The organism is Saccharothrix deserti, from assembly GCF_009769385.1.
GTDB lineage: Bacteria > Actinomycetota > Actinomycetes > Mycobacteriales > Pseudonocardiaceae > Actinosynnema > Actinosynnema deserti.
Genome location: NZ_VKAB01000002.1, coordinates 219,827 through 237,028, shown reverse-complemented (window position 1 = coordinate 237,028; position 17,202 = coordinate 219,827). Strand labels below are relative to the sequence as shown.

Below are 17,202 nucleotides of genomic sequence, written 5' to 3'. Positions count from 1 at the left end.
CCACCTCCTCTCGTGGGTCAGCGCGAGCCGTTCGGCACCAGCCGCTCGACCGCGACGTTCACCCGCCTGCGGGCCTCGGCGTTGGCATCGGCGACCGCCGACAGGATGCGGTCGGCGAGTGCCCGGGTGTCGTGCTCGCGGTAGACGCGCGGGTTCAGCTCCAGGGCGAGCAGGTCGCCGCTCCCGTTCACCGTCGCGGTGACCAAGCCGTCCGGGGAGACGCCGCCCGCCCGGACGTCAGTGATCTCCCGGTGCACCGCGCGCAGGTCCTCGACCAGCCGGTCGTCAGCCGTGTCCATGCCGCCAGTGTCGGGCGCGCCGGCCGCCCGCGGTCGTCGGTTGGCCTGTTCAGGCCACCGCGGCGCTAACGGTGCGGTGGCGGCCGGCGATTGGGCCAGTGCGGGACTTTGAACCCACCGGAGGCCGATCGTGCTGCTCAGACGGATTCGCAAGGTGCCGGCGATGTTCGGCGCTGTGGCGTTGGGAGCGGCGCTGCTGCTCGTGCCGTCCGGGGCGGCGGTCGCCCAGTCCGTCCGCGTCCTCGGCTACGTCGCCAACAACGGTGGCGGGGTGTCGGTTTTCGACACCGCCACGAACGCGGTCACGAACACGCTCATCGATTCGAACGGCGGCTCGCCCTACGGGGTCGACGTCGCGTTCGACGGCGCGCGCGGTTACGTGACGAACGTCCGCGACGACACGCTCACGGTCGTCGACACGCCGACGAACACCGTGGACGCGGCGGTTCCGGTCGGCGACGGGCCTGCCGGTGTCGTGGTCTCGCCTTCCGGCGGGCACGTGTACGTGTCGAACTACGTGGCCGGCACGGTGTCCGTGGTCGACGCGGCGACGTTGACCACGACCGAGACGATCCCGGTCGGCGCCAACGCGGACGGCGTCGCCATGGCGCCCAACGGCAAGCGGCTCTACGTGGCCCACGACGTGGTCGGACCGGGCACGGTGTCCGTGGTGGACACCACGACGAACGCGAAGGTCGCCGACATCCCGACCGGCAACACCCCGACCGCGGTGGCGGTGACGCCCAACGGCGCGAAGCTGGTCGTGGTCAACAAGTTCTCCAACAACGTGGCCGTGGTCGACACGGCGTCGAACGCCGTGATCGGCACGATCCCGGTGAGCTTCATCCCGCACGGTGTGGCGATCTCGCCGGACGGCGCGCGGGCGTACGTCACCAACAGCGAGAACCACACCCTGTCCGTGGTGGACATCGGCGCGCTCACCCACGTGACGCAGATCCCGGTCGGCAGCAGGCCGATCAACGTGGCGCTGACCCCGGACGGCTCGAAGGCGTACGTGACGAACTTCAACAGCGGAACACTGTCTGTTGTAGACACTTCGACGCTGTCGGTGGTCGGCTCGGTGCCCGTGGGCGTGAACCCGGTGGGCATCGCGGTCCACCACGTCCCGCCCGCGCCCACCGGGCTGGTCGCCGGTGATGCGCAACTCCAGGTGCGCCTGCTCGGACTCGGCTTCACCCTGCGGGGCCTGGACGCCACGCTCACCGAATCGCACACCGGCAAACCGGTGGCGGGCAAGCTGGTCTCGTTCCGCACCGTCAAGGGCCACCCGCTGTGCACCGCCACCACGAACTCCGCGGGCGTGGCGCAGTGCAACGCGAACGTCCCGCTGCTGGTGGGCCTGGCAACCCTGCTCATGGGTTACACGGCGAGCCACGCGGGCGACACGACCCACGGCCCGTCCGCCGCACACGGCCCGATCGTCCTGCTCTGACCCCGCCTCGACAGCCCGCGGCCCGTGCACCTCTAGGGGTGCACGGGCCGCGGGCTCGTTGCGATCAACTGCGGGCGTCGTAGGTCTCGCGCGCCGCGAGCACCTCTTCGATGTGTTCCTCGGCCCAGCGGCCCAGCGCCAGCAGGGGCGTGTGCAGCGTGCGTCCCAGGGCGGTCAGCTCGTATTCGACCCTGGGCGGCATTTCGCCGTACACGTGCCGCGTGACGAGTCCGTCGCGTTCCAGGTCCCGCAGCGTCTCGGTGAGGACCTTCCCGCTGATCCCGTCGACCGCGGTGCGCAGGTCGCCGAAGCGCATCCGGCCGTCGCTGAGCGCGATCACCACCATCGCCGTCCACTTGTTGGCGATGCGGGCCAGTGACGTGCGGGACGGGCAGGTCGCGGTGAGCACGTTGAACATCGGGTGCAGGGACATGGACCACATCCTCCTCAGTCGGTGCCCCGGAAGGCGTCCTTTGCGGACACCGCGTCGACGTACTCGCGGGCAACGGCGAGCGTGGTGGTGGAGTCCACGGTGAACATCTCCTTCGTGGAGTTCTCGCTGGTGGAACCCGATACTCACCACCGGTAACCAATTACCTCAACGTAACTAACGAGGATATGTGGTCCGCGTCACACGTGTCGACCCTCGGTCTGTGGGTCACTCGGCGGCAGCGGTGTCCGCGAGGGCGTTGAGCCGCCAGGCCACCAGCACGGCCATCACCAAGGAACCGATCGCCGCGTACACGGCCGTGCCGAAGGCGGCGAACTGGAGCAGGAAGCCGAACGCCACGGACGACACGAGCCGGGCCAACGCCTGACCCGTCTGCACCACCGACAAACCGGACGCGCGCAACGACTCCGGCACCAGGGCACTCACCCGGGCGGACAGCACGCCGTCCGTCGCGGCGTAGAAGAGGCCGTGCAGCAACAGCGCCGCACCGACCCCGACGTACCCGGTACCCGTCCCGAGCAACAGCACGTACACGCCCAACAACAGCACGTGTCCACCGAGGAACACCGGCCACCGGCCGATCCGGTCCGCCAACCGCCCCAAGGGCGCCGCGGCGAGCAGGAACACCAACGCCGTGCCCAACGGGAACAGCGGCAGCAGGTGCAGCGGCGCGTCGGTCGCCTTCTGCACCAGGATGAACACGAACGCGTCGGACAACGTCGCCAGCCCCAGCAGCGCCGCCGCGATCGTCACCCTCCGGTACCCGGCCTGCCGCAGCAACGCCAACCCGGCCTTGAGGGACGGCGGCGGCCCGGTCGGTGCGGGCCTAGGGTTCTCCCGCACGAACGCCACCAGCACGATCAGCCCCACCACCGCGAAGCACGCGCTGACCACGAACACCGGACCCGCCACCGTGCCGATCGAGTACAACAGCAGGAACGTCACCAACGGCCCGAGCAGCGCGCCGACCGTGTCCATGCTCCGGTGCAGGCCGAACGCCGCGCCCAACCGGTCCGGCGGGGTGGCCAGCGAGATCAACGCGTCACGCGGCGCGGTGCGCAGGCCCTTGCCCGCACGGTCCGCCGCCATCGTCGCGCCGATGCCGAACGCCGACGCGCCCACCAACGGGAAGATGAGCTTGGTCACCGCCGACAGCCCGTAACCGACCGCGGCCACCGCCTTGTGCCGGTGCGTGCGGTCGGAGACGTGTCCGCCGACGAGCCGCAGCACCGCCGTCGCACCCGTGTACAGACCGTCCAGCACCCCGAACTGCGCGTAGCCCATGTTGAGCGTGAACAGCAGGTAGACCGGCATGAACGCGGTGACCATCTCGGCCGAGACATCGGTCAGCAGGCTCACCGCGCCCAGTGCCACCACCGTGCCGGGAACCCTGCCCTTGACCCGCTTGCCGGCCCGAACGGACGCAACGTACATGCCCCCGATATCGGTCACGTGCGGTAACCGTTACCCGTTCAGGGGCCCCTCGTAACGGGGACCCGTCCGAACCCGATGACGCGGGTATGCCGGACATCTCGCAGGCCCGCGTCCGCGTGGGCGCCGTCGACGTGTGGGCCGTCAGCGAATCCGGCGTCGCCGACCACGTCACCGAAGCCTGGCGACGGGCCGAGGGCGGCGCGATCGTCACGGCCAACGTGGACATCGTGCGCGCCGCGACCCGCCGCCCCGAACTGGCCGAGCTGATCGCCGCGTCCGAAGTGGTCGTCGCCGACGGCATGCCGGTGGTGTGGGCGGGCAGGCTCGCGGGCGTCCCGGTGCCCGAACGGGTCACCGGCGCGTCACTGGTGTTCACCCTCGCCGAGGCCGCCGCACGCGAAGGCCGCTCGGTCTACCTGCTCGGCGGCGACCCCGGCGTGCCGGAGAAGGCCGCCGACGTGCTGCGCGACAAGTACCCCGGCCTGCGGATCGCGGGCACGGACTCGCCGCCGTTCGGGTTCGACACCTCCGCCGACGCCACCGCCGAAGCCGTGGCCAAGGTGGTGGAGGCCAAACCGGACCTGGTCCTGGTCGGCCTCGGTTTCCCCAAGCAGGAACGCCTGATCGGGTTGCTGCGCGCGGAGCTGCCGCGGTCCTGGTTCCTCGGCTGCGGCGCGGGCATCCCGATGGCCGCGGGCGAGTTCCGGCGCGCCTCGGGCGTGGTGCAGAAGGTGGGCGCGGAGTGGCTGCACCGCCTCGCGCTCGAACCGCGCCGCCTGGCCGAGCGCTACCTGCGCGACGACCTGCCGTTCGCGTTCCGCCTGCTCGGGGGCGCGCTGCGCACCCGGTTCCGCCGCCCGGGGGAGTAGAAGTGCCGCTTGCCGTGGTCGTTGTGACCTACCACAGCGCCGAGGTCGTCGAAGACTGCCTGAAATCGGTGGCCGTCGCGTTGGAGTCCATTCCGGACGGTCGGATCGTGGTGGTCGACAACGCCTCCACCGACGACACGCTCGACATCGTCGCCAGGGTCGCGCCGGACGCGCAGGTCGTGGCGCGCACGACCAACGACGGGTTCGGTGCGGGCGTCAACGCCGGGTTCGCCGCCGCGCCGGACTGCGACGTGCTGGTGCTCAACCCGGACGTCCGGCTCGACGCGGACGCCATCATGCTGCTGCGCGCCGCGTTGGCGCTGCCCGGCACCGGCATCGCGGTGCCGCGCCTGTCCGGCGCGGACGGCGCTCCGCAGCTGTCGTTGCGGCGTGCGCCGAACCCGTTGCGCGCACTGGGGGAGGCGTTCCTCGGCGGCACGCGTGCCGGCCGGTTCGACGCGCTCGGCGAACTCGTGGTCGACCCCATCCGGTACGAGACGGCGGGGACGTCGGACTGGGCGACCGGCGCGGCGTGGCTGATCTCGCGTGAGGCGCGTGAGGCGACCGGCGTGCTGGAGGAGCGGTACTTCCTGTACTCGGAGGAGACCGAGTACATGTTGCGCGCGGGCAAGCGCGGGTACGCCATCCGCTACGAGCCGCGGGCACGGGCCGTGCACTTCGGCGGCGAGCAGTCGACGTCGCCGGTGCTGTGGTCGATGGCCACTACGAACCGGGTCCGGATGGTCCGCGAGCGCAGCGGTCGGTTGGCCGCGTTCGTGATGTGGTGCGCGGTGCTGCTCAACGAGTTGGTGCGCGCGCCGCGCGGCGTCAAGCACCGCAAGGCGCTCGGTGACCTGCTGCGCTGGCGCCGTTGGCCGGCCCGTCCCGGCGAGGGCCCCGAGCCCGGCTGGGTGTGCTTCTCCGCGCAGGACTGGTGGTACCACAACCGGGCGCACTCGGACTTCCAGCTGATGCGGTCGATGGCCGCGCACCGCAGGGTGTTGGTGGTCAACAGCATCGGCATGCGGATGCCCACCCGCGGCAACAGCACGCACGTGTCCCGCCGCATCCTGCGCAAGCTCCGCAGCGTGGCCAAGTTCGTGCGCAGGCCGATGCCGGACTTCTACGTGATGTCGCCGTTGCCGCTGCCGTTCTACGGCTCGCCGTTCCTGCGCAAGGTCAACGCCGTGCTGGTCCGCACCCAGGTCCGGCTGGTGGCGCTCGCGCTGGGGCTGCGCACGCCGGTGATCATGGTCACGATCCCCACCGCGTGGGACGTGGTCGCCCCGATGCGCCGGCACAGCCTGGTGTTCAACCGCTCGGACCGGCACTCGGACTTCCCCGAGGCCGACCGCGCCTCCATCGAGGCGCTGGAGAACCAGCTGCTGGCCCACGCCGACCACGTCGTGTACGTCAGCCACGCGTTGATGGACGAGGAGCTGCCGCGGACGGGCTCCCGGGCGCACTTCCTCGACCACGGCGTGGACGTCGACCACTTCACCGCGCGGTCGGAGTTCGAGTGGCCGGACGACGTGCGCTCGATCGACGGTCCCCGGATCGGGTTCTTCGGGGCGCTCGACGATTTCGTGGTCGACTTCGACCTGCTGGAACGCGTCGCCGCCGAGCTGCCGGAGGCCTCGTTGGTGCTGATCGGTGACGCCACCCACCCGATGGAGCGGTTCGACAAGTACCCGAACGTGCACTGGCTGGGCTTCCGGCCGTACAGCCTGATCCCGGCCTACGGGTCGGCGTTCGACGTGGCGATCATGCCGTGGCAGGACAACGACTGGATCAAGCGCTCGAACCCGATCAAGCTCAAGGAGTACCTGGCCCTCGGCCTGCCGGTGGTCAGCACCGACTTCGCCGAGCTCGCCGGCTACACCGACCGCGTCCGCGCCGCCGGCGACCCCGCCGCCTTCGTCGAGGCGATCCGCCGGACCCTCACCGCCGGCCCCCCGCTGCCCGCCTCCACCCTCCGCGAGTCGGTCCAGGCCCACTCCTGGCACGCCCGCGCCCAGGACCTGCTGACCCTCGCCACGTGACCCGCGCCGAGGTTGCGTCGTTGTGGCCTGTACCGCGAACCTCGCCGTCTTGACCGAGCGAGGTGGCCGACACATCTAGTCTGGGTGTCGTGCAGCCACTGCCCCCGAACGCCCCGTCGAGGATCGGCGACTACACGCTGCTCGCCGCGCTCGGCCGCGGCGCGATGGGGTCGGTCTACCTCGCCCGCTCGCGCGGCGGGCGGCCGATCGCGGTCAAGGTCGCGCGGGCCGAGCTGGCCGACAACCCGGCGTTCCGCGAGCGCTTCCGCCGCGAGGTCGAGATGGCGCGCGCGGTCGGCGGCTTCTGGACCGCCACCGTCGTCGACGCCGACCCGGACGCCGACCGGCCGTGGATGGCCACCGAGTACATCCCCGGCCTGAGCCTCCAGCAGGCCGTCCAGGACCACGGCCCGCTGCCGGAACGCGCCGTGCGCCGCCTCGCCGCGGGCCTGGCCGAGGCGCTGGTCGCGATCCACGGCGCGGGCCTCGTGCACCGCGACCTCAAGCCGTCCAACGTCCTGCTCGCCAACGACGGCCCCCGCGTCATCGATTTCGGCATCGCCCGCGCCCTGGAGCACTCGGCACTCACCGAAGCGGGCATCGTCTTCGGCACCCCCGGCTACCTGTCACCCGAACAGGTGGTCGGTGAGACGATCACCACCCAGAGCGACGTGTTCGCGCTCGGTTCGGTGCTGGTCTACGCCGCGACCGGCGGTGGCCCGTTCGGCGAGGGCGCCACGTCCGCGCTGGTCTACCGCGTGGTCCACCAGGAACCCGACCTCTCCCGGGTGCCGCCGAGCCTGGTCCCGCTGATCGTGCCGTGCCTGGTCCGCGACCCCGCGCACCGCCCGACGCCCGCCCGGCTGCTGGAGCTGATCGGCCCGCCGTCCGCCGAACCGTCCTGGCTGCCCGCGCGCATCCACACCATGGTCGAGCAGCGGCACACCGAGCTGAGCAAGCTGCCCGCCAAACCGCCGACCAGGGTGATGGTGGAGGACCCGCCGCCCAAACCGCCGCCCAAACCGCCGACGATCGCCACCCCGGTACCGGCGCCCGTCCGCGTCGAGGCCGCACCCAAGGAAGTCCGCGCCACCGGCGTCCGGTTCAAGACCTCCCGCGTGGTGGGCTCGACCTGGGCCGCTGCGAACGCGCTGGCCGCCGTCATCACCGCCTCCATCGCCGACCCGGCCGCGGGCGCGCCCGACGCGGTGCGGCTGGCCGCGTTCATCGGGTTCCTGGCCTTCGCGGTGGCCGCGATCCGGCTCCTGATCGGCGTGGCCCGCTCGCCGCTCACCCTGGACGTCGGCCCGGACGGCATCACCCTGTCCAACGGGGCCGAGTCGCGCCGCCTGCCGTGGTACGCGATCGCCCGGGTCAAGGTCGAGGCCCACCACGCCCGCCCGTGGCTCGTGGTGTGGCTGGTCAGCGCCGCCAAGACCCCGGAGACGCTGGGCCGCGGCAGCTTCACCAAGCACAAGGGCGGCCTGCGCGTGTACCCGATCTCGCACGAGCGCTACCGCAAGCGCCGTGACCGCGACGTGGTCGAGTTGCGCTCCGCCCTGGCCTGGTACGGATCGGCCGCCTACGACCCCCGCTGACCCATAGGGTTTGTCTATCGGGGAGCGGCTGAACACGCGCCGGCTGGAGTTCCGGCGGATCAGCGACCGCTGAACGTCGCCTTCCCCGGTCCCTCGGCCAGGAACGACCGCACCGCGCCGCGCAGGTCCTCGGTGTCGAACAGCTCGGCCGCGATCGCCGTGACGTGCTCGTTCGCCTCGGCCACGCCGCCGCTCTCGAAGTGCGCCAACACCTGCTTGGTGGCCGCGTGCGCCAACGTCGGCCCGACCGCCAGCGCGAGCGTGAACTCCAGCGCCGCGTCGTCGAACCCCTCGTCCGGCAGCACCCGGTTGACCACGCCCCACCGTTCCAGCGTGGCCGCGTCGTACCGGTCGCCGGTCATCACGAACTCCTTGGCCCGGCCAACGCCCGCCCGCGCGGCCAGCCGCTGCGTGCCGCCCATGGTCGGGGTCAGCCCGACGACCTTCTCCACCAGACCGAACTTCGCCCGTTCGGCGGCCAGCACGATGTCGCACGCCACCGCGACCTCGAACGCCCAGGTGAGGCACAGCCCGTGCGCGGCGAACACGGTCGGGAACGGCAGTGCGGCCACCCGTTCCGGCAGCTCCAGCATCTGGTCGAACAGGGCCTTGGCCTGCGCGGACGTCTTCTGCGCGGCGAACAGCCCCACGTCGACACCGCCGCTGACGACCTTGCCCTCGAAGCGGATCAGCAACGCCCGCGCGGGCCGTTCCTCCAAGTCGTCGACCGCCGCCTCCAGCAGGTCCTGCAACTCGGCGGTGTAGAGGTTCAACGGAGGAGCGTCGACGGTGAGCACGGCCAGCCCGACCGCGTCCCGCTCGAGGCGGACCTCTTGCGCTGCCACGGCCGTGGACTTTACACGCGTCCGGAATGCCGAAAACCACGTGTCCGAATGGACCAGTGCGGGTGAAAATCCGCCCATGACTTCCTGGACCGTTCAGCCGGAGCCGGTTGACAGCCCGACCGCGGTGGCGGTGATCCGCACCTACTTGACGGACATCATCGGCCGGTACTACGGCCGCCCGGCCAGGTCCGACGAGGTGGACCAGGCGATCGCCGACGACCCGACCGACGACCTGGCGAGGTTCTTCGTGGCCGGTGGAACGGTGTGGTGCGAGGATGTGTCGGGTTCCGCCTGGTTGATCCCGAAACGGCCGAGTTGAAGAGGATGTTCGTCGATCCCGTGGCCCGCGGCACGGGCGGGGGAGCGGCGTTGCTCGCCGCGGCAGAGGAGGCCGCCGTCTCACTTGGCGCTTCGGCCATTCGCCTCGACACCCGCGCTGACCTGGTCGAAGCCCGCGCGCTGTACGCCCGGCACGGTTACCGTGAGGTGCCCCCGTTCAACGACGACCGCTATGCGGAGCACTGGTTCGGAAAGCGGCTATCGGGGTCATTCGGTTCCCGAATGACTGGTGTGAGGTCTCTCACTTGACAGTGAATAACCGTCCCAGTTGAGTATGTGGCGAAAGTTGGCCGCGGAATGAAATGGGGATCAGTCCAGTGGCTTTCGCCGTTGAGTTGACATTTCGTGATGCGCGCCAGGTGCGCAGATCCATTCATCTCGCACACCGGGAATATTGGCGTCCACTCGCCGATCAGGGCGTGCTCGTCGGAACCGGCCCTTGGGCCGACGGTTCCGGCGTGCTGCTGATCGTGCAAGTACCTGACGACGCCGCGGCCCGGGACCTGGTGCGCGGTGACCCGTACGTGCGATCGCAATCGATCGCGGAGGTGCGCATACGTCAGTGGCACGTGCTGCTGGGTGTGCCGGAAGGTGAGCGCGTGCCGGGCATCGTCCGGCCGCGTGACGGGCAGAGCGCCGAGGCGCGTTCGCGTGAGCAGTTGACGCCGCACGAGCACCGGATCGCCCTGATGATGTTGGAGGGCATGACGAACCGGCAGATCGCCGAGCACTTCTCGGTGTCGACCCGGGCCGTCGAACTCCACATCACCCGCATCTACCGCAAGCTCGACATCGGCAGGCGGGCTCAGCTCGCCGCGGCGATGCCGTGGGGGCAGCGCTCCTACTTGTAGGCGCGTACCGGGTCGGGAACAGGCCGTGAGGATCGATCCTTCGATCTTCACGGCCTTTCGGCTGTTCGGGTGGTGAGGCTGATTTTTGCTAACGGTCCGTGTTGATCAACTAAGGGGGCGGTAAAGGGGTACGGATCGACGTGGCAAAAGTTCACCGACCGTGCGGTATGTCACACGATTAGGCGATTCGGGTGACTTCTGTCAATACTCCTTACCCGTCGGTAACGTCAGTGGTGGGAGTCCTGTGGTGCGCAACCTCGTCGTCGTGTCCGCCGTACTCGGTCTGCTCGCCGCCGGTTGCGGCGCCGAGGACGACAACCCGGTCAAGGCGGGCCCCGGTGTCACCGCCGACACCATCTCGCTGGGCGTGCTCACCGACATGACCGGCCCGTTCTCGCCCACGTCGCTCATCCGGATCAAGGGCTACGAGCTGTTCCTGGGCGAGCTGAACGAGCGCGGCGGCATCTGCGGCCGCAAGGTCGAGCTGAAGCAGGCGGACCACGGCTACGACGTCAACCGGGCGTTGGAGGCGTACTTCGACCTGGAACCGCAGGTGCTCGGGTTCATGGACGTCACCGGCACGCCGATGACCGAGGCCATCGAGCCGGACCTGATGCAGACCCGCGCCATCGCCGCGCCCGCGTCCTGGTCGGCGAGCCTGCTGGGCAACCCGCACATGGTCATCGTCGGCACCACCTACGACCTCGACGTGATCAACGGCCTGGACCACGTCAAGCGGTCCGGCCTGATCAGCGACGGCGACACGATCGGGCACGTCTACGTCGACAGCGACTACGGCCGCAACGCCCTCGAAGGCAGCACGTTCGTCGCCGAGCAGTGGGGCATGGAGCTCGTGTCGAAGGCCGTGCCGGAGACCGCCGACGTGGTCGCCCAGATCGGTGAGCTGAAGGCGGCGGGCGCGCAGGCGGTGTTCCTGAGCACGTCGCCGCAGCAGACCGCGACCGCCGTCGCCACCGCCGAGAGGATCGGCTGGGACGTGCCGTTCCTGGTCAACGCGGTCGGCTACGACCCGCTGATCCTCGACTCGCCCGCCGCGGCGGCCGTGGTGAAGCGGGTGCAGGTGGTGTCGCCGATCGCGCCGTTCGCCACCGACCTGCCGGGGCCGCGCGCGGTCGCCGAGGCGTTCACGCGCAAGTACCCGGACCTGAAGCCCACCGGCTCGGTCGACCACGGTTACGTGATCGGCATGGCGTTCGCGGCGATCCTGGAGAAGGCGTGCGCCGCGCGGGACCTGACCCGTGACGGTGTGCTGCGGGCGTTCCAGGACACCAACAAGGTCGAGACGAACAGCCTCACCGGCCAGCTGCGGTTCTCGTTGGTCGGTCGGCCGTCGAGCACCCAGTCCTACATCGCCAAGCCGGACCCGGCGACACCCGGCGGGCTGGCGGTCGTCGCCAACCTGTTCGAATCCGAGCTGGTCAAGCTCAAGGGCACGCGGGCCAAGTAGCTCCAGCGGGTAGTTTCCGGCGGTCCGGCCGGGGAATCCGCTGGGCATGATCGAGGTCCGCTTGACAGTGCCCACGACGGTGGAGCGGGTGTTCGCGGTGCTGGCCGACGGCTGGTCCTACGCGAGCTGGGTGGTGGGCGCCGCGCACATCCGCGAGGTCGACCCGGGGTGGCCGGGTACCGGCACCCGGATCCACCACAGCGTGGGTGTGTGGCCGGTGGCGGTGCAGGACGTGACCACGGTGCTGGACGTCGACCCGCCCGGGTTGCTGGAACTGGAGGCGCGGATGTGGCCGATGGGCGCGGCGCGGATCCGGTTCGAGCTGAAGACCGTGCCCGACGGCGCCGAGATCACCATGCTGGAAGAGGCCGTCAAGGGCCCGGTGTCCGTCCTGCCGGTGTCCGTCCAGTCGTTGTTCCTGGTGCCCCGCAACCGCGAGTCGCTGCGCCGCCTGGCCGACCTGGCCGCCCGCAAGGGCACCCTCTGACCCGCGAGTCGAACGCCCGGGACTCGCGGTCGGTAACTCGCGGTCGGTAACTCGTGGTCAGTAGAGGGTGCGGTGCAGGCCGCGGATCAGGAGGCGGTAGGCGTCGCCGGCCAGGCCGTTGCGGGCCAGGGCGGCGCGTGCGGCGTTGGCTCCCGCAGCACCGTGGACGCCGCCGCCCGGGTGCGCGGAGGCCCCGGCCAGGTACAGGCGGTCCACGGGGGTGTCGGCTCGGCCCAGGCCCGGGACGGGGCGGAAGACCAGCTGTTGGTGGATGGCGGCGGTGCCCGAGTTGATCGATCCGCCGATCAGGCTCCGGTTGCGCGCCTCCAGGTCCGCGGGCCCGTGGACGACCCGTGCCCGGATCAGGGCGCGGAAGCCCGGCGCGTGCTGTTCGATCAGCTGTTCCACGCGGTCGGCCCGGCGTCGCAAGCGGTCCGCCGACCAACGCTCGCCGCGCGGCACGTGCGTGTACGCCCATGCCGTCTCCGTGCCCGCGGGCGATCGGGTCGGGTCGGTCGTCGTCATCTGGCCCATGATCACGAACGGGGTGCGCGGCACCCGGCCGCACGCGATTTCCGTGCTGCTGACGGCCAACCCGTTGAGGTCGCCTCCCAAGTGGACGGTGCCGGCACCCCGCACCCCTTCGGCGGTCCACGTGATCGGGCCGTTCAGCGCCCAGTCCACCTTGATCGTCGCGTCGTCCCACTCGAACCGGTCCAGGTCCGCCACCAACCCGGACGGCAGGTGCTCGGCACCGACCAGGTTCGAGTACAACGCCGGCGCGGGCACGTCCGCCAGCACCGCCTTGCGCGCCCGCACGAACCCGCCGGAAGCGTCACGCACCCCCAGCGCCCGCCCACCGGCCACGACCACCTTCGTCACCGGGCGCGAGCACTCCACCACACCACCCAGCCGCCGCACCAACGCCTGCGTCAACGCCCCCGCGCCACCCTCGGGCACCGGGTACCCCACGTCCTGCCCGAGCATCGACAGCAGCCACCCGAACGCCGCACCGCCCGCCTGATCCGGACCCAGGTCGGTGTGCATCGCGTTGCCCGCCAACAACAACGGCGCGCCCTCACCCGTGAACCGCTCGTCCCCGAACGCCCGCACCGACTGCACGAACGACCGCGCGAACCGCAACGCCTCACCCGGCCCCAACGCGGCCAACAGCCCCGCTCCCGCCCGCACCGGGGGGAACGGCCGCATCAGGCCCTCGATCAGCTCCTCGCGCACCCGCTGCCACCGCGTGAACTCCGCCCGCCACGCGTCACCGTCACCCGCGCCGAACGCGTCCACCGACGCCGCCGTCCGGTCCACGTCCTGCGACAGCACGACGGCCCGGTCGTCCGGCAGCACGTGCGCCAGCACCTCCGGCGCCCGCCGCCACCGCAACCCGTGCCGCGCCAGGTCCAACCCGGTGATTACCGGTGAGGCCGCGCCCAACGGGTAGAACGCGCTGAACAGGTCGTGGAGGAACCCAGGCTCGGTCAGCTCGGCCGTGCGCACCGCGCCGCCCGGCTCCTCGGCGGCCTCCAGCACCAGCACGTCCCACCCCGCGTCGGCCAGCACGTTCGCCGCCACCAGCCCGTTCGGACCGGACCCGACGACCACCGCGTCCACGACATCGCTCAACGCACGTCTCCCTGGCTCTGGTGCACCGGCCGACCGAACCCCAGTCTGCGCCACCGACCACGGCGCTGCGGCGCGAGCGGCCCCCACGCCCCACGCCCCGCCGCGACCGCCGCCACGAACGACTCCAACGCCTGCCGCGGCTCGTGCGACGGCTCCCACCCCAGCGCCCGCATCCGGTCACAGTCCACAAGGGACGCCTGATCGGCCAACGTCAACCAGCCGGGGTGCACCGGCTGCAGACCCACGCGCCACGTCGGCCAGGCCAACGCCCGCAACACGGCCAACGGCACCGGCACCATGAACCCGCCGAGCACCGAAGCCAACTCCGCCGCCCGCAACGGCGGATCGGCCGCGATGTTGAAAGCACCCACCGCACGCAGCCGCAGGATTGTCCGAACAGCCCGAGCCACGTCCTCCGCGTGCACGATCTGCACCCGCAGCCCCCGCCACAACGGCACCGGCAACCACGAGCGCCCCACCACCCGGTACGGGATCAACGGGCTCAGCACCCACCGCTCGATCTCCGCGCCCGCGTCCGGCTGCACGACCGCGCAAGGCCGCACCACCGCCACGCCGGGGCGACCGTCGACCAGCCGTTCCAGTTCGACTTTCTGCGCGCTGTAAGCGCTGCCAGGCACCCCGCCGCACGGCCAGGCCTCGTCCACGGGCGCCGACGCGGGCGTGTACGCCGCGACCGACGACGTCACCACCAGGTGCGGCACGCCCACGCGTTCCGCCGCCCGCAGCACGTGCGCGGTACCGGTGATGTTGGTGCGCCGCATGTCCGGCTCACCCGGCGTGGGCTGGATCGCCCACGCCAGGTGCACCACCGCGTCCGCACCGTCGAACGCCCTGCTCAACACCACCTCGGCGGCCGGCGCGCCGACGTCGCAGCTCACCCACCCGGGCGAACCGGGCGGTATCCGCCGCGCGATGCCCACCACCTGGTCGCCCGCTTCGGCGAGCACGCGGCGCAGGGCCGTCCCCACGTTGCCGCTGGCACCCGTGACGACGACCCTCATGGCCACGCGAGTACCCCTACTTGCCGCCGCCAAGCCCGGCCCGGCGCAGTGCCTCGGCCATCGCGCCGTTCGCCGGCGGGCGCTCCTGCTGACGGGGCTTGCCGCCACCGTTGCGCTGCCCACCGCCGCCGCGCTGACCACGTTGCTGCCCACCGCGCTGACCGTCCTCGCGCGGCGGCTTGCGGCCCGGCTCGTCCTCCAGGCGCAGCGTCAGGCCGATCCGCTTGCGCGGGATGTCGACCTCCAGCACCTTCACCCGCACCACGTCGCCGGACTTCACCACGTCCCGCGGGTCCTTGACGTAGTTGTCGGACAGCGCCGAGATGTGCACCAGACCGTCCTGGTGCACGCCGACGTCCACGAAAGCGCCGAACGCGGCCACGTTCGTCACCACGCCCTCCAGCACCATGCCGGGCTTGAGGTCGGCGATCTTCTCCACGCCGTCGGCGAACGTCGCGGTCTTGAACGCCGGTCGCGGGTCGCGTCCCGGCTTCTCCAACTCGCGCAGGATGTCGGTGACGGTCGGCAGGCCGAACGTGTCGTCCACGAACTCCTGCGGGCGCAGGGACTTCAGCACGGCGGTGTTGCCGATCAGCTGCTCACCGCCCGCGCGCTCCTGCATCCGGCGCACCACCGGGTACGCCTCGGGGTGCACGGCGGAGCCGTCCAGCGGGTCGTCGCCGTTCGGGATGCGCAGGAAGCCCGCGCACTGCTCGAACGCCTTCGGGCCGAGCCGCGCCACGTCCTTCAACGCCTTGCGCGAGCGGAACGGGCCGTTGCTGTCGCGGTGCAGCACGATGTTCTCGGCCAGACCGGCGGTGATGCCGGAAACCCGCGTCAGCAGCGGCACGGACGCCGTGTTCAGGTCGACGCCGACCGCGTTCACGCAGTCCTCGACCACCGCGTCCAACGAGCGCGACAGCTTCGACTCGGACAGGTCGTGCTGGTACTGGCCGACGCCGATCGACTTCGGGTCGATCTTGACCAGCTCGGCCAGCGGGTCCTGCAACCGGCGGGCGATGGACACCGCGCCGCGCAGCGACACGTCCATGTCGGGCAGCTCGGCCGAGGCGAACGCCGACGCCGAGTACACCGACGCGCCCGCCTCCGACACCACGGCCTTGGTCAGCTTGAGGTCGGGGTGCCGCTTGAGGAGGTCGACGACCAGCTTGTCGGTCTCCCGCGACGCGGTGCCGTTGCCGATCGAGATCAGCTCGACGTCGTGCTTCTTGGCCAGCACGGCCAGCTTGGCGATCGACTCGTCCCACCGGTTCGCGGGCACGTGCGGGTAGATCACGTCCGTGGCGACGACCTTGCCGGTCGCGTCGACCACGGCCACCTTCACGCCGGTGCGGAAACCGGGGTCGAGGCCCATGGTGGCGCGCGTGCCCGCCGGGGCGGCCAGCAGCAGGTCGCGCAGGTTCGACGCGAACACCTTCACCGCCTCGTCCTCGGCGAACGCCCGCAGCCGGGACCGCAGGTCGATGCCCAGGTGCACGAGAATCCGGGTCCGCCACGCCCAGCGCACGGTGTCGCCCAGCCACCGGTCGGCCGGTCGGCCCTGGTTGTCCACGCCGAACCGGGACGCGATCCGCGCCTCGTAGCCGGTGGGCTCGTCCTCGTCGGCCGGGTCGAACTGGAGGTCGAGCACCTCCTCCTTCTCGCCGCGCAGCAGCGCGAGGATGCGGTGCGAGGGCAGCTTCGTGAACGGCTCGGAGAAGTCGAAGTAGTCGGAGAACTTGGCCCCGTCCTCCTCCTTGCCCTCCCGGACCTTGGACACCACCCGACCCTGGCCCCACATGCGTTCCCGCAGGTCACCGATGAGGTCGCCGTCCTCGCCGAACCGCTCGACCAGGATCGCCCGCGCGCCCTGCAACGCGGCGGCCACGTCCGCGACCTCCTCGGTCACGTACGCCTTCGCCACCTCCTGCGGGTCCTGCGTGGGGTCGTTCAGCAGCCCGTCGGCGAGCGGTTCGAGCCCCTGCTCGCGCGCGATCTGCGCCTTGGTCCGCCGCTTCGGCTTGTAGGGCAGGTAGAGGTCCTCCAGCCGGGCCTTGGAGTCGGCGGCCAGGATCGAGGCCTCCAGCGCCTCGTCCAGCTTGCCCTGGGACCGGATGGACTCGAGCACAGCCGTCCGACGTTCCTCGAGTTCGCGGAGGTAGCCCAGCCGCTCTTCCAGCGTGCGCAGCTGGGTGTCGTCGAGCGCGCCGGTCGCTTCCTTGCGGTACCGGGCGATGAAGGGAACGGTGGAACCACCGTCGAGCAGGTCGACGGCGGCGCTGACCTGCCCGGCCCGCACCCCGAGCTCGTCGGCGATCCTCTGGTGAATGGCTGTGGTCACAGCGAGCCATTGTGCCCTGCCCGGCCGACCACGTTCGGGCACCCCGACGTGCGTGCTCACTGCGGGTG

The 17,202-nt window shown here is 71.2% G+C and carries 16 protein-coding genes; 9 read left to right on the top strand and 7 right to left on the bottom strand.

Annotated elements, in window-relative coordinates; all coding sequences use genetic code 11:
• Positions 1-17 precede the first annotated feature (17 nt).
• Positions 18-299: a YbaB/EbfC family nucleoid-associated protein gene (locus FM051_RS15760; protein WP_158843702.1), complete on the bottom strand. Its 282-nt coding sequence runs from the start codon at positions 297-299 to the stop codon at positions 18-20.
• 163 nt (positions 300-462) lie between these two features.
• Between FM051_RS15760 and FM051_RS15755 the strand changes: the two genes are divergently transcribed.
• The gene (locus tag FM051_RS15755; protein ID WP_158843701.1) at positions 463-1,752 is read left to right on the top strand and encodes a cytochrome D1 domain-containing protein; all 1,290 of its coding nucleotides are present in this window, start codon (positions 463-465) and stop codon (positions 1,750-1,752) included.
• A 64-nt stretch (positions 1,753-1,816) separates the two neighbouring features.
• Here FM051_RS15755 and FM051_RS15750 read toward each other — a convergent pair whose 3' ends face one another.
• The gene (locus tag FM051_RS15750) at positions 1,817-2,185 is read right to left on the bottom strand and encodes a winged helix-turn-helix transcriptional regulator (RefSeq protein ID WP_158843700.1); all 369 of its coding nucleotides are present in this window, start codon (positions 2,183-2,185) and stop codon (positions 1,817-1,819) included.
• Positions 2,186-2,410: 225 nt separating this feature from the next.
• A complete protein-coding gene (locus tag FM051_RS15745) occupies positions 2,411-3,637 on the bottom strand; it encodes an MFS transporter (RefSeq protein WP_158844149.1) in 1,227 nt (408 codons plus the stop codon).
• An 86-nt stretch (positions 3,638-3,723) separates the two neighbouring features.
• On the opposite strand from FM051_RS15745, the gene FM051_RS15740 reads away from it, so the two are divergent.
• The 3 genes from FM051_RS15740 to FM051_RS15730 all read left to right on the top strand — a co-directional run bounded on the left by FM051_RS15740 (position 3,724) and on the right by FM051_RS15730 (position 8,146).
• Positions 3,724-4,506, top strand: a complete 783-nt coding sequence (locus FM051_RS15740) for a WecB/TagA/CpsF family glycosyltransferase (RefSeq protein WP_158843699.1) — start codon at positions 3,724-3,726, stop codon at positions 4,504-4,506.
• Between the two features lie 2 nt (positions 4,507-4,508).
• Positions 4,509-6,548, top strand: coding sequence for a glycosyltransferase (locus FM051_RS15735; protein ID WP_158843698.1), 2,040 nt, complete (start codon positions 4,509-4,511; stop codon positions 6,546-6,548).
• Between the two features lie 89 nt (positions 6,549-6,637).
• Positions 6,638-8,146: a serine/threonine-protein kinase gene (locus tag FM051_RS15730; protein WP_158843697.1), complete on the top strand. Its 1,509-nt coding sequence runs from the start codon at positions 6,638-6,640 to the stop codon at positions 8,144-8,146.
• A gap of 59 nt (positions 8,147-8,205) precedes the next feature.
• Here FM051_RS15730 and FM051_RS15725 read toward each other — a convergent pair whose 3' ends face one another.
• Positions 8,206-8,991 (bottom strand): enoyl-CoA hydratase/isomerase family protein, encoded by a 786-nt coding sequence (locus tag FM051_RS15725; RefSeq protein WP_238412411.1) that lies wholly within the window; start codon positions 8,989-8,991, stop codon positions 8,206-8,208.
• Positions 8,992-9,067: 76 nt separating this feature from the next.
• Here FM051_RS15725 and FM051_RS53680 point away from each other — a divergent pair, with 76 nt between their 5' ends.
• From FM051_RS53680 to FM051_RS15705, 5 genes are all read left to right on the top strand, one after another.
• Positions 9,068-9,310, top strand: coding sequence for a hypothetical protein (locus FM051_RS53680; protein ID WP_338019475.1), 243 nt, complete (start codon positions 9,068-9,070; stop codon positions 9,308-9,310).
• Positions 9,256-9,579, top strand: coding sequence for a GNAT family N-acetyltransferase (locus FM051_RS53675; protein ID WP_338019474.1), 324 nt, complete (start codon positions 9,256-9,258; stop codon positions 9,577-9,579). Before FM051_RS53680 ends, FM051_RS53675 begins: the two co-directional genes overlap by 55 nt.
• A 53-nt stretch (positions 9,580-9,632) precedes the next feature.
• The gene (locus tag FM051_RS15715; RefSeq protein WP_158843695.1) at positions 9,633-10,181 is read left to right on the top strand and encodes a LuxR C-terminal-related transcriptional regulator; all 549 of its coding nucleotides are present in this window, start codon (positions 9,633-9,635) and stop codon (positions 10,179-10,181) included.
• A 247-nt stretch (positions 10,182-10,428) separates the two neighbouring features.
• A complete protein-coding gene (locus FM051_RS15710; RefSeq protein ID WP_158843694.1) occupies positions 10,429-11,649 on the top strand; it encodes an ABC transporter substrate-binding protein in 1,221 nt (406 codons plus the stop codon).
• Positions 11,650-11,695: 46 nt separating this feature from the next.
• Positions 11,696-12,136 (top strand): SRPBCC family protein, encoded by a 441-nt coding sequence (locus FM051_RS15705; protein ID WP_158843693.1) that lies wholly within the window; start codon positions 11,696-11,698, stop codon positions 12,134-12,136.
• Positions 12,137-12,193: 57 nt separating this feature from the next.
• Here the strand turns inward: FM051_RS15705 and FM051_RS15700 are convergent, their stop codons facing one another.
• The 3 genes from FM051_RS15700 to FM051_RS15690 are packed head-to-tail and all read right to left on the bottom strand — an operon-like array spanning position 12,194 to position 17,134.
• Positions 12,194-13,771, bottom strand: a complete 1,578-nt coding sequence (locus tag FM051_RS15700) for a phytoene desaturase family protein (RefSeq protein ID WP_158843692.1) — start codon at positions 13,769-13,771, stop codon at positions 12,194-12,196.
• Positions 13,768-14,793 carry an NAD-dependent epimerase/dehydratase family protein gene (locus tag FM051_RS15695; protein ID WP_158843691.1) on the bottom strand — a complete coding sequence of 342 codons (1,026 nt, stop codon included), beginning with the start codon at positions 14,791-14,793 and terminating at the stop codon, positions 13,768-13,770. The genes FM051_RS15700 and FM051_RS15695 overlap by 4 nt, the downstream gene beginning before the upstream one ends.
• 16 nt (positions 14,794-14,809) lie before the next feature.
• On the bottom strand, positions 14,810-17,134 hold the full coding sequence (locus FM051_RS15690) for a Tex family protein (RefSeq protein ID WP_158843690.1): 2,325 nt from the start codon (positions 17,132-17,134) through the stop codon (positions 14,810-14,812).
• Between the last annotated feature and the right edge of the window lie 68 nt (positions 17,135-17,202).

Coding starts and splice junctions, on each gene's coding strand:
- FM051_RS15760 (WP_158843702.1), bottom strand. CDS start 299: ATGGACACGGCTGACGACCGGCTGGTCGAGGACCTGCGCGCGGTGCAC.
- FM051_RS15755 (WP_158843701.1), top strand. CDS start 463: ATGTTCGGCGCTGTGGCGTTGGGAGCGGCGCTGCTGCTCGTGCCGTCC.
- FM051_RS15750 (WP_158843700.1), bottom strand. CDS start 2,185: ATGTCCCTGCACCCGATGTTCAACGTGCTCACCGCGACCTGCCCGTCC.
- FM051_RS15745 (WP_158844149.1), bottom strand. CDS start 3,637: ATGTACGTTGCGTCCGTTCGGGCCGGCAAGCGGGTCAAGGGCAGGGTT.
- FM051_RS15740 (WP_158843699.1), top strand. CDS start 3,724: ATGCCGGACATCTCGCAGGCCCGCGTCCGCGTGGGCGCCGTCGACGTG.
- FM051_RS53680 (WP_338019475.1), top strand. CDS start 9,068: ATGACTTCCTGGACCGTTCAGCCGGAGCCGGTTGACAGCCCGACCGCG.
- FM051_RS15715 (WP_158843695.1), top strand. CDS start 9,633: ATGGGGATCAGTCCAGTGGCTTTCGCCGTTGAGTTGACATTTCGTGAT.
- FM051_RS15705 (WP_158843693.1), top strand. CDS start 11,696: ATGATCGAGGTCCGCTTGACAGTGCCCACGACGGTGGAGCGGGTGTTC.
- FM051_RS15695 (WP_158843691.1), bottom strand. CDS start 14,793: ATGAGGGTCGTCGTCACGGGTGCCAGCGGCAACGTGGGGACGGCCCTG.